Here is an 11,570-nt window from a genome sequence, read left to right as displayed (position 1 = left end):
CAACTCAACAGCGAGGGCTTTATCTTATATTCAGCACATATTCATCACGGGTAGAGGTGCGAACCGCAGCTCACTTCCCCGATTGCCAGCCCCCGATATGCAGGCTTCGCGGAGCGGGTTCCGCGGGGTTTAGCCCTGCTTGCGGGTGCCGCGCTGAGCCGAGTTCCGAGCCGCGCCCTGAGCCGGACGCTGCTGAGCGCTGTTCTTCGGAGCACCCTTGGCCTGAGTACCCTTTGCCTGAGTGCCCTGTCGCGGCGCTGCCTGACGTTGAGCGCCCTGTCGAGGATTACCCTGTCGCTGGGCACGACGCTGACGGTCCTCAGGATGCAACGGCTGCAGACCCGCAGGTAGCGAGCCCGACGGACGGTGCTGTGCGCTACGGGGCTGAGCAGCACGAGGCTGTTGCACTCGCTTCTGAGCAGCAGGTTTCTGAGCGGTACGGGGCTGAGCGGCGCGCTGCTGTACAGCTTGCTTCGGAGCCGCGGGCTTCGCAGCGGTAGCTTTCTGAGCGGGACGAGCCTGAGCGGGCTTACCCTGAGCAGTCCGCTTCTGCGCAGGCTGTCCGTCAGCAACACGCGACTGCTGACCGGTACGCGGCTGAGCGGGAGCCTTCTGCGGAGCTGCCTTCTTCGGTGCAGGCTTCTGCGAGGCCTTCTGCTTCTGAGCTTCAGCCTTCTGCTCCGCCTTCACACGGGCAGCTTCCTCACGAGCCAGACGTGCCTCCTCACGAGCACGACGAGCCTCTTCTCGAGCCTGCGCCGCCTCCCGGCGAGCCTGTTCCTCCTCGCGACGAGCCTGCTCCCGAGCCTGGCGCTCCTGCTCCTTCCGCTGCTCACGAGCTATACGAGACAACTCACGCTGCTGATCCGGCGCAAAACCCAACCAGCGGCGCAACGTACTCTCCGGACCGAAAACAACCTTCAAAGGATTATGTTCCTTCAACAGGTGGCCACCAGCAGCCGCACGAGCAGCCTCTTCCTGATTCAGCACATCCTGCAACGGCGTACGACGCTGCCATTCAGCATTCTCACGACGAACCTCACGCGCGCTCTGGGTCTCAATATTCGACGGTTTCGTCGCGCCACGCAACGGAGTCTGCCGCGCAAACGCCAACAACAAACCCGCCGCAAACAACGAGGACAACAGCGACGAACCACCATAGGAGACAAACGGCAAAGGCACACCAATCACCGGCAAAATACGGGACACCATGCCCATATTGATAATCGCCTGAGAGGTCAACCAAATCATGATGCCGCCCGTAGCCAAACGCACCAGCGGATCAGTAGTACGCAGCATAATACGAACCGCGCAGTACACCAGGCCCACATACAGCAGCAGAACCGCCAGCGTACCCAGCAGACCCAGCTCCTCACCAATAATGGCGAAAATATAGTCGTTATGCGCCTCAGCCAGGTAGTTATACTTCTGGCGCGACTGGCCCAGACCAACACCCAAGAAGCCACCGGTCGTCAGCGCCACCTCACCAGAATTCGCCTGGTCACAGTTAGCGTTCGTGCACGAGCCCCAAATACCGAAAATACGAGCCACACGGTTCGCGCTACTGAGCACACCCACCAGCGCCAACACCGCAAACGCGCCGCCAATCTTCAGCAGCGAGCTGCGAGAAGCACCCGCCAGCCACATCATGCCCACAAAAATGAAGCCATACACCATGGCGGTACCCATGTCACCACCGAGCATAATCAGCAGCACCAGGGCACCCACACCATAAATCGAGGGGAACAGCGTGCGCCAAATACTACGAGAAATATCGCCGTGACGGCTGTACACCCACGCCAGCCACATAATAATCGCCAGCTTCGAAAACTCCGACGGCTGAATCTGCACGCCGCCGGGGAATTTCAACCAGTTACGGTTACCGTTCACCTCAACGCCAACGACCACCACAGCAAGCTGCATGACCAACGCGGCAATCAGCATCGCGTTCACCACAAACTTCTTGTGGTAGACACCCACCGGGATGCGCGTAATACCCGCCATCGCAATCACGCCAAGAACCAAGAACATGACCTGCGACGAAACCTGCGAGAACGGCGACTGGCCCTGAGAAATCATGGTGACGCTCGAGGCCGACAGCACCATAATGCAGCCAAAAATAGCCAGACCCAAGGTGGTGATCAGCAGCATCACCGGCACATCCCACAGGTCAGCCTTCAAACCACGACGGTACAGCCTATCGGCACGAGCACGGAACGGCGCAGAGAAATCCTCCCAACCGGCTCGCAAAGACGCCCAACGACCACTCGCGGTCGAACGCGCCGAAGAAGCCGAACGCTCCGAAGATGCGCTGGTACTCACATGCCCTCCTATAGGCCTCAACTGCCACGGATTCGTCGTGGCGACTACACGAAAAAGGTTCAGGGGTGGGACACCATTACCATCCCACCCCCGAGAAGAACCCGCAAAAAGCACCCCGGTCACCCGAGACACCCCCTGCAGGTAGCGTCCTAAGAGTCAGCCAGCTGGGCGGCGACAGCGTTCGCAAACGCATCACCGCGCACCGCATAATTCTTGAACTGGTCCATCGACGCAGACGCGGGAGCCATCAGCACGGTATCGCCCGGATGCGCCAGCTCAGCAGCCTTCGCAACGGCCGCGTTCATCACGGCAATGCCGTCCGAAGAATCAGCCACAGCGGCGGTCATATTGTAGGTCGGAACCTGCGGAGCGTGGTTAGCCAACGCCGACTTCAACGCCGCAGTATCAGTACCGATAATCAGTACAGCCTTCAGGCGCTGAGCGTGAGCAGCAATCAGCTCATCGTACTCAACGCCCTTCGACAGACCACCGGCAATCCACACCAGCGAGGGGTAACCGCTCATCGACGCATTCGCGGCGTGAGGATTCGTAGCCTTCGAATCGTTCACCCACATGATGTCGTTCGCATAACCCACCAGCTGGTTGCGGTGCGCACCGGTCTTGAAGGAACGCAGGCCCGCGCCCACAGCCTTCGGGTCAATATCAGCCGCACGGCACAGCGCCGCAGCCGCCAGAGCGTTCTCCACGGTGTGCTTCGCAGGCATCTTACCGGGAGCCGGAGCCAAATCCTCCAGAACCGCCAGCTCATACGCCTCGTTGTAACGGTTCTTCAAGAAGGCGCGGTCCACCATAATGTCCTCAGCCAGGCCGAGCATCGACACGGCGGGCATCTCAGTGGAGCTGAAGCCAATCGCGCGAGCGCCCTCAATAACGTCCGCGTTCTCAACCATGCGCAGGGTGTCCACATGGTCGGTGTTGAAGATGCAGGCAACCTGAGTGTGCTCGTACACGCGAGCCTTATCAGCCTTGTAACGCTCGAACGAGCCGTGCCAGTCCACGTGATCCTCAGCGATGTTCAGAACCACCGAAGCGTACGGGGACATCGAGTAGGTCCAGTGCAGCTGGAAGCTGGACAGCTCCACCGCGAAGAACTCGTAGGGCTCATCGTCGGCAATGGCGTACACGATGGGCATGCCCACGTTGCCTACCTGAATAGCCTTCTTACCGGCAGCCTTCAGGATGGAATCAACCATGCCCACGGTGGTGGTCTTACCGTTCGTACCGGTCAGGCACAGCCACTTGGGGGTCAGGCGGTCGCTACGCTCATTCAGGCGCCACGCCAGCTCCACATCGCCCCAAATCTGGATGCGACGCTCGTAAGCGTCCAGCATGACCGGGTGGTCGGGACGCACGCCCGGGGAGGTCACCACAAGCTCGGGTTCCTGACCGTCTACCAGGGGCAGTGCACGCATGTGCTCGGGACCAAATAGGCCCTCAACGTTGCCGTAGGCGTTAGCGTACAGGTCGATGCGTTCACGCTTCTCCGGGGTATCAGCCCCGTCGATGACAACGATCTTCGCGCCCAGCTGGGCAAGCACGTCGGTCACAGCGTCGCCGCTGGTGCCCATACCCACCACGACCACGCGCAGGTTAGCCCAGGGCGCACCCCAGTGAGTCAGCTCCGCGAGGCGCTCGTTCTCGTACACCGGGTTCACCGCAATAGCGGCGGCGTTCGCTTCAATGCGAGCTGTATCCGGCTGTTCAATAGTTGACATTAGTGAATCACTCCAGAAGTCTGCGAGAACCAGTCACCGAAGAACAGCGCCAGGGCAACGAGCACGCAGAGGGCATTAACAACCCAGAGGCGGAACACGGAGTTCACTTCGCCGCTGCTGACGGTACCGGGGGCAATGCCTCGCTTATCAATTGAGTACATGCCGTTGACGCCGACCTTCTCCATGTGATGGTGGAAGGGGGTCATACGGAAGTAACGGTGCGCGTGTAGGGGCTTCTCCCCCGCTGCCACCGAACGCTTACGGCTGGTCTTGAACACGAACTTCTGCACAATCACAGAGAACACTTCCAGCACGGGAATCAGAGCGATAACCAGCAGAAGCAGCTCGGTGCGGGTGAACAGCGCGAAAGCAACCATTGCGCCGCCCAATGCCAGGGAGCCGGAGTCGCCCATGAAGATCTGTGCCTTCGACACGTTCCACCAGAGGAAGCCAGCCAGCGAACCCACCAGGGAAGCAGCAATCAGCGCCAGCGAGCCGGGGTCGCGCACATCGTAGCAGGCGGTGCCAGCGCCAGCGGAGCAGGCGTGCACGTACTGCCAGATGCTGATGGTCAGGTAGCCGGAGAAGATGGTCATCATGATGCCGCCGGCCAGGCCGTCCAGACCATCGGTGAAGTTCACCGCGTTCGTACCGGACAGAGAGATGAGGGTAATCCACGCAACCAGCAGGATGCTACCGAAGACCGCGCCCGCCGCGAACAGGTCAATGGGAAGGTCACGTACGAAAGAGATAGCGGTCGACGCCGGGCGAGCACCCGACTCGTTCGGGAACTGGAACGCCAGGTATGCGAAGGGCAGGGTCACGCCCAGAAGACCAATGGTCTTCTGCTTCTCGGTCAGACCCTCGTTGCCCTTATTGCGGAACTTCATGATGTCGTCCGCCGCGCCCACACCGAGCATGCCCAGGGTGAAGGCGATGGTCAGCCACGCGGTAGCGGTCGGCACCGGCGCGGTACCGAAGAACAGGGCGCTCACCGCAAGGGTCAAGAAGTAGGCGAGAATCGCCGCGGGGATGAAAATCAGACCCGCCATGGTGGGGGTGCCCGCCTTGTGCTGGTGGGCCGCCGGGCCTTCCTCACGGATGAGCTGGCCAAGCTTGAGGGACTTCATCTTCTTGATGAACACCGGCAGCGCGGTGAGGGAGATGAGGAATCCGAAGATTCCAGCAATCAGCACGGTAATCATAAAGCGCTACCCTTCGTTCGTGGTCTGTTCGGTCGAAGTACGGTCGCCATTAGCGGTACCGTCCAGGTGAGCGGCAAGGTGGTCGCTCAAATCGGTGGTTTCAACAAAGTCACCGGCAGAAAGCCAGGTCGGTGCCTGCTCTTCCTCAGCGCCGAAGGTGTACTCGGCGAAAGCAACCTGGTCACCCAGAATGCCCAGCTTCGCGCCGTTCGAGGACTTGAAGAGCACAATGTCGCCGGGGTGAACCTCGGCGCGCAGGATCTGCTCTGCCTCTTCCGGGGTCTTCACCCAGGTCGCCTCATTACCCCAGGAGCCTTCCAGATGAGCAGCGTTGTAGATGGGCTTCGTCTCGTCGCCCACAGCAATCAGCTTGGAAATGTTCATGCGCACCACGAGGCGACCGATGCGGTCGTGCTCCTCCACGGAGGCGTCACCGAGCTCCAGCATGGCACCCAGAACAGCCCAGGTGCGGTGCGGCTGACCGGTCGCCGGGTCGACGGTGCGACCCAGCTGCGCCAGAGTGCGCAGTGCAGCCGCCATCGACTCGGGGTTCGCGTTGTAGGCGTCGTTAATGACGGTCACGCCGTCAGCGCGGTCGGTGCGCGCCATACGCCACTTCGAAGCTGCCGCCGCTTTGTTGAGCGCGCGAGCAATCTTCTCACCGGAAATACCGCTGTTGTAGGCGATTGTCGCAGCAGCCAGCAGGTTGTGCACGTGGTGCTCACCGATCAGCTGCGAGGAAATCTCGTACTCGCTACCGTCGGGCAGGCGCAGAGTGAACTCGGGGCAGCCAGCGTCGGTGGTGCGCAGGTTCAGCGCCGCCACGTAGCGTTCGTAGGGCTGGCCGTTCGCGTCGGTCTTCTCGCCCACGCCGAAGTACGTAATGGGTGCAACCGAACGCGACGCCATGCGTAGCACGCGCTCATCGTCAGCGTTCAGAGCCAGGGAACCGGTCGGCTGAACGCCCTCAGCCAGCTCGCCCTTAGTACGCTCAATATTGTCCACGCCGCCGAACTCGCCAGCGTGCGCGGTACCAACCTTCAGGATTGCACCGTGATCGGGGTGCGCAATATTCGCCAGGTACTCGATGTTGCCCACGTGGTCGGCCCCCATCTCAATGACCAGGTAGCGGGTAGACTCATCCGCACGGAAAACGGTCAGGGGCACGCCCACCTCACTGTTATAGGAACCAACCGGTGCAACGGTCGGGCCCTCCGGGGCGAAAATGGCGGCAAGAAGGTCCTTGGTGGTGGTCTTACCGGCGGAACCGGTAATACCGATAACGGTCAGCTCACCCTGAGCGCGCATCTGCTCAATGGAGTAGCGCGCCAAATCACCCATCGCCAGCACCACGTCGGGCACCTGGATGCTCGGGTAGGGCATGCCCTGCTCGTCGAGTACTTCGCGCTCGACCAGCGCCAGGGTCGCACCCCTCTCAAACGCCATGGGGATGAACCTGTGACCGTCAGTGACCGCGCCGGGCTTCGCCACGAACAGGGTACCGGTCTGCACCTCACGGGAGTCGGTAGTGGCGAAGTCTGCGTGCACCTGCTCCTCGCGGCCCTCCAGGCCGATAGCGGTGCCGCCGGTTGCCTCAATAATCTGGGCGGCGCTGAGCTTAATCATTCTTCACCATACCTTCAGCGGTCTTAGAGTCACTTTCATCGAGCATGCGCTGGTAATCAGGCAGAATCTCGAAACCGTGCGCACGCAGGGCACGTGCGGTTTCAACGCGGTCGTCCAGGGCGATATCCACGCCGTCAACATCTTGTTCGGTTTCGTGGCCGCGGCCAGCAATCAGGATGGCGTCGTGTTCGCCAGCAAGGGCAATCGCCGCATCAATAGCAGCCGCACGCGGAGAAATGTTCAGAATCTGGGTGGCACGGCGGTTCTCAGCCTTCTGCGCGCCCTCCTCAACGGCGGCACGAATCGGCGCGGGTGCCTCACCGTGCGGATCATCATCAGTCACGATGACGATATCTGCATTCTGCGCAGCAATCGCACCCATAATCGGGCGCTTGAGCTGGTCACGCTCACCGGTCGCACCGAAAACAATCATGACCTTGCCATCACCGGGGCGATCCATCGCCTCCAGGGCACGAGTCAGGCCGTCAGGGTTGTGGGCAAAGTCCACAATCGCGTGCGGAGCCAAAGAAATCAGCTGCATACGACCCGGCACCACCGGAGTCAGAGCCGAACCGGACGCCAGCTCGGGCAGCAGGCGCTCACGCTCAGCGGAGTCAGTGTCCAGGTACGCCATGAGCGCCGCCAGCGCAGCATTCGAAACGTTAAAATCAGCGGGCAGACCGGTGTAGCATTCAACGCTCTCACCGGTGCCATTAGCCACGTGGAAGCGGTGGCCCAGACCCTCACGCTGAACCTTCACCACAGCCCAGTCGCGGGCACCAAACTCTGCGGGCACCTCAGCCAGACCGGCACCGCGCGCAGTCACCAGACGGTGCACCTGCTGCGCACCCATCTGCTCGCAAGCGGCGGAGAACATCTTCTCGCCCCACTCGTCATCAGCAGTAATCACAGCCAGCTCGGCACGCTCGGGGGTGAACAGCTGAGCCTTCGAGTCGAAGTAGTGCTCCATAGTGCCGTGCAGATCCAGGTGATCCTGAGTCAGGTTCGTGAAGCCAGCAACCGCGTACTTCACGCCGTCCACACGGTGGTAATCAATCGCGTGTGAGGAAACCTCCATTGCGGCGCAACGCACCTGATGCTGACCCATAATCGTCAGCAAAGAATGCACGTGAGGAGACTCCGGGGTGGTCATCTTCGAAGGAACCGACACACCATCAATCAGAATCTGAATAGTGCCAATCAGACCGGTCTTCACCCCCAGACCGGTGCGGAACACCGACTCCAGCATGTAGGTGGAGGTGGTCTTACCGTTCGTACCGGTCACAGCATAACGGTGAGTGGCGGGGAACGACGCCGAACCATAAATCAGCGCAGCCAACGGACCCACGTACTCGCGGAGGTTCTCCGTCACCAGGACAGGCACCGGCGCCTCGCCCAGCAGCTGCGCACCGGCAGCATCCGTCAAAATAGCGGAAGCACCCAGCTTCAACGCAGCCTCAGCAAACTGTGCGCCGTGCACCTTCGCACCGGGCAGAGCCACGTACAGGTCCTGCGGACGCACGCCTCGGGAGTCCATGCTAATACCGGTAACCTCAACAGAATCACCGGATTCAGAACCCTGAACGCCACTAGCCAGCTGGGAACTCACCTGAGCACCCAATCCCTGCAGATGTTCGCGAAGGTGCGCCAAACTCACCGGGCGCACAGAATTCGGGCGCAGAGTCTGAGCGTCGCCGCCCAGCAGGTTCTGGCCGGGTGCGTGAGATGCGGTATCCATCGTCCTTCTTTCCTCTCCGCTGTCCGAAGCGGTGAGCTCTGTATGGTCAATGCGCTCAAGGCACACAGGGTCATTCAATATTCTACGGGCTTTAGGCTTCGACAGGTGTTCAGTCCCGGGGCTTCTTCATCACGAATCAGCTACCGGGAACCTCTCCCCCGCTCGCCTTTAGCTCGTCTTATTGGGGCTATCCTCAGCAAAAAGCGGAATCAACTCCGGTTCACCGGTAGAACGCGGCACATTATAGGTGTGCAGGGTCTTCTCCATAATCTTGGAGAACTCAGCCGTCGTACCGTTCGCACCCACGCTACCCTCAGGACGCTGCATGGTCACCGCCACCAAGAACTGCGGGTTCTCAATCGGCGCCACACCAATAAAGGACGTCGTGTTGCCGTCGTAGCCGCCCTTCTCACTCGGAGTTTCCGCAGTACCGGTCTTACCGCCCACGCGGTAGCCGGTCACCTTCGCCGGACGGGCGTGGCCTTGCTCCACCACATTCTCCATGAGAGTCAGGCAGGAAGCGGCAGTCTCCTCGCTGACCATGCGTTCGCCAGGCTCTACGGCACGCTTATGTTCGGTACCGTCGGCGTCAATGATCGCGTCCACAATGCGCGGCTTCAGACGAACGCCCTTATTGCCCAGCGCCTGGAAAATCATGGCGGTCTGCAGCGGAGTCTGCGCAACACCCTGACCGAACAGCACAGTGTACTGCTGACGGCCATCCCAATCACGCCAATCAGCGATTATACCCTGCTCCTCACCGGTCAGCTCAATGCCGGTAAACTCGCCGACGCCGTACTTCTTCAACCAGTTGTAGCGCTCTTCCTTGCTGAGCTTCTGACCGACCAGCACCGTACCGGTGTTCATCGAGTCATGAATAATGCCCGAGAAAGTACGCCGCTGCGCCCCGTGCTCAAACGCATCCTTGAAAGTCTGGCCGTCAATCGTGAGGGTCGCGGGCACATCATACACACTAGTCGGAGTCGTCAGGCCCTGCTCAATCAGCGCCGAAGCAGTTAGCATCTTCTCGGTCGAACCGGGCTCCACGCTCTGCGAAATAGCGCGCGGGGTCATGTCCGCCGCGTCCTCAATGGTTGCCGCGCCCGGGTCCATCGTGGAGGAATCAGCAAGAGCCAAAATGGAGCCGTCACGCACATCCATAACAATGGCGGTACACCATTCAGCTTTCAGCTCCTCGGCGCGGGCACGCACCACCTGCTGCGCAAAATACTGCACATCACGGTTAATGGTTAGGCGAATATTCTTACCGTCCACCGCCAGGCGCTGCTCTTCCTTCGCTACGGGGATACGCACGCCATCAGCGCTAATCTCGTAGGTGCGCTCACCGGGGGTACCGGCAAGCTCCTTCTCAAAGACACGCTCAATGCCCACGGAGTAGTTACGGGACACCGTACCGCCCGTACCGTTGCCGTCTGCCTCTTCAACAATGTTGTACTTACCGACCACGGAACCGCCCACACTACCGTTGGGGTACAGGCGCTGAGAGAACGCCTCACCGTAGATGAAGGGCGCACCCAGGGCATCAATCTTATTGAAAATTTCCGGGGTGATATTTGCTTTGATCACCGAGTACTTTGAGGTGCCGTCCAGCTTGGACTTGATGAACTCGTCGGTAATGCCCGGGTCAACGGTCTTGAGAATATCGACCATCTCGTACACCAGCTGGTTGGGGGTGACCTCAACCTTCTGGGTGCGATCCTCGTTGTAGCGTTTGAAGGTCGCCACGGCGCTCTGGTCAGCAGTCAGGTTATAACGCTGCACAGTACGCGCCATGACGTTGCCGTTGATATCGAGAATCTGACCGCGCACAGCAGGCAGCACCTGGGAGCGCAAACGCTTCTGACGGGACGCATTCGCCACTGCACCGGGGTCAAAGCCCTGGCGGATAAACAGGTTCGCACCGATAACGCCCAGAGCGCAGGTGGCTGCGGCGCCTGCGACGAAGCCACGGCGGGTCAGATCCGGCTGACCGGATGCCGATTCGTTCGCGTTCTTACGCGCGTCGGAGCTCATGCGGTGGTCCTTTCGCTGGTCTAGTCTATCGGTGATGCTACGCATCCTGTGGTCAATATTGTTTATCGTGCAACCTGGCTTGCCGCGGGGCTAGCTGCGGGCTGCTGAGCGGCGCTCGGTGCGGCGGAAGCAGCCGGGCTAGCAGGGGCGCTATTCGCCGGTGCGGGGTTGGCCTGCTGAGCTGAGTTAGTTTGCTGAGCAGGGCTCGCCGAGGCGCTTGCAGATGCCTTAGCCGCCGCGCTCGCCTGGCCGTGGCGCTGCTGAACGGACTTGTCCGCGTCCACAATGCTCTTGGCGTAGCTTTCGTTCGAGCCAGCTGCCGGAGGCGAAATCAGATTCTCCTGCTTGTTTCCCTCAGCACCGGTCGGGCTTGCCACCGGGGCGGGGGTGCCCTCAATCGTGGAGGACTGCAGGTTCAGGGTCGCCTGCGAAGAGCTCACAAACATGCCCAGGGTACTGGCGCGTATCGCCAAATCCTGCGGGGCTTCCTTGAAACCAATCTCCTGCTGCAGCGCCTGGTTCTCCTGCACGAGGCGCTGTTCCTGCGCGCGCAAATCCACCATGTCGTACTGTCGGGTCACAATCAGCACGTTAAGCAGCAGAATAAAAATCAGGGTCAGCGGAATTGCCGCAAAAACAGCGAGCATGGTGGGCGGGCTGAGCTTACGGGCTCGGCGGCGCACAGTGGACAGCGGGTTACGCTGCTTGGGCTTCGTTTCGCGTGCTTCTTCGGTGCGTGCTGCCGCACGGACGCTCGAGGGAACACGGCTCGCGTTCGTTGAGGTGCGCTTACCACCGTGAGATGCGGCGGTGCTGACGGGGCGGACCACCGGCTGGGAGGCGGTGACCGGCTCCAGACGCGCGGTACGGGTGCGGCCGGAGTGGGCTCGGGTGGAGGTGCGGCTCGCC

At 60.9% G+C, this 11,570-nt stretch carries 7 protein-coding genes; all 7 read right to left on the bottom strand.

Annotated elements, in window-relative coordinates:
* Positions 1-129: 129 nt before the first annotated feature.
* Positions 130-2,322 (bottom strand): FtsW/RodA/SpoVE family cell cycle protein, encoded by a 2,193-nt coding sequence (locus tag HMPREF2749_RS03595; protein ID WP_049345228.1) that lies wholly within the window; start codon positions 2,320-2,322, stop codon positions 130-132.
* Positions 2,323-2,471: 149 nt separating this feature from the next.
* Entirely contained in the window at positions 2,472-4,058 is a 1,587-nt protein-coding gene (gene murD, locus HMPREF2749_RS03590) for a UDP-N-acetylmuramoyl-L-alanine--D-glutamate ligase (RefSeq protein ID WP_049337565.1), read from the bottom strand.
* Positions 4,058-5,263, bottom strand: a complete 1,206-nt coding sequence (gene mraY, locus HMPREF2749_RS03585) for a phospho-N-acetylmuramoyl-pentapeptide-transferase (RefSeq protein ID WP_049337563.1) — start codon at positions 5,261-5,263, stop codon at positions 4,058-4,060. The genes murD and mraY overlap by 1 nt, the downstream gene beginning before the upstream one ends.
* Before the next feature lie 6 nt (positions 5,264-5,269).
* Entirely contained in the window at positions 5,270-6,889 is a 1,620-nt protein-coding gene (murF, locus tag HMPREF2749_RS03580) for a UDP-N-acetylmuramoyl-tripeptide--D-alanyl-D-alanine ligase (protein WP_049345233.1), read from the bottom strand.
* Positions 6,882-8,627 (bottom strand): Mur ligase family protein, encoded by a 1,746-nt coding sequence (locus tag HMPREF2749_RS03575; RefSeq protein WP_049345234.1) that lies wholly within the window; start codon positions 8,625-8,627, stop codon positions 6,882-6,884. Before HMPREF2749_RS03575 ends, murF begins: the two co-directional genes overlap by 8 nt.
* 168 nt (positions 8,628-8,795) lie before the next feature.
* A complete protein-coding gene (locus HMPREF2749_RS03570) occupies positions 8,796-10,661 on the bottom strand; it encodes a peptidoglycan D,D-transpeptidase FtsI family protein (RefSeq protein ID WP_049345236.1) in 1,866 nt (621 codons plus the stop codon).
* A gap of 62 nt (positions 10,662-10,723) precedes the next feature.
* Positions 10,724-11,570, bottom strand: an 847-nt coding sequence (locus tag HMPREF2749_RS03565) for a cell division protein FtsL (protein WP_070593458.1), incomplete at its 5' end; no start/stop codon positions are given.

Source organism: Rothia sp. HMSC075F09 (genome assembly GCF_001810515.1).
Taxonomy (GTDB): Bacteria; Actinomycetota; Actinomycetes; order Actinomycetales; family Micrococcaceae; genus Rothia.
The sequence above is the reverse complement of the archived record's forward strand: the minus strand, read 5'-3'. Positions and strand labels throughout refer to the sequence as shown.

What these genes read in the sequence shown, in the direction of transcription:
- murD (WP_049337565.1), bottom strand. Translation starts at nt 4,058, where the DNA reads ATGTCAACTATTGAACAGCCGGATACAGCTCGCATTGAAGCGAACGCC.
- mraY (WP_049337563.1), bottom strand. Translation starts at nt 5,263, where the DNA reads ATGATTACCGTGCTGATTGCTGGAATCTTCGGATTCCTCATCTCCCTC.
- murF (WP_049345233.1), bottom strand. Translation starts at nt 6,889, where the DNA reads ATGATTAAGCTCAGCGCCGCCCAGATTATTGAGGCAACCGGCGGCACC.
- HMPREF2749_RS03575 (WP_049345234.1), bottom strand. Translation starts at nt 8,627, where the DNA reads ATGGATACCGCATCTCACGCACCCGGCCAGAACCTGCTGGGCGGCGAC.
- HMPREF2749_RS03570 (WP_049345236.1), bottom strand. Translation starts at nt 10,661, where the DNA reads ATGAGCTCCGACGCGCGTAAGAACGCGAACGAATCGGCATCCGGTCAG.